The sequence below is a fragment of the Bacillus sp. LR--39 genome (assembly GCF_053613335.1).
In genome coordinates this window covers 1-540 of the sequence record NZ_JBSIOT010001477.1, presented here as the reverse complement: position 1 = coordinate 540, position 540 = coordinate 1, and the positions used below count along the sequence as shown (strand labels likewise).

Annotated in this window: 2 protein-coding genes; both read left to right on the top strand. The window is 43.5% G+C overall.

The window, feature by feature from the left end; genetic code table 11:
• On the top strand, window positions 1-362 hold a 362-nt coding region (locus ACWHAR_RS31255), incomplete at its 5' end, for a cysteine hydrolase family protein (RefSeq protein ID WP_452088951.1).
• Window positions 363-399: 37 nt separating this feature from the next.
• Window positions 400-540: LysM peptidoglycan-binding domain-containing protein (locus ACWHAR_RS31250; RefSeq protein WP_452088952.1), on the top strand; the 141-nt coding region annotated here is incomplete at its 3' end.

Sequence of the window (540 nt, the reverse complement as noted above, 5' to 3'; positions counted from 1 at the left end):
ATATTGCTGCCATTATCAAGAAATGCAAAAACGGCAGGAGCGCATATATCATCGACCGGCTTGCACCGAATGACAGCGATTATTTTTTAATCAAACCAAAGCACTCAGCCTTTTACGGCACTGCTCTTGAAACATTGCTGCATGAACTTCATGTCGATCATTTGATCATCACTGGGATCGCAGGCAATATCTGCGTATTATTTACGGCAAACGATGCTTATATGCGGGAGTACGAGATTACGATTCCGCGCGATTGCATCGCCTCAAACAATGAAAAAGACAACAAATACGCCTTGACGATGATGGAAAATGTTCTGTTCGCCAATATCACGACGGCTAAGGCGATTACCTCCGAAACTTAGAGCATGAAACACTTCCTTTCATCATATAGTGGTAGCAATGAGAAAGGAGGCGTTTCCCATTCAGATCTATGTCGTGAAAAGAGGCGATACCCTTTACCAAATCGCGAATCGTTACCGAACAACAGTTAATGAAATTGTCGCGACGAATGAAATTCCGAACCCGAATCGGCTTGTTGTC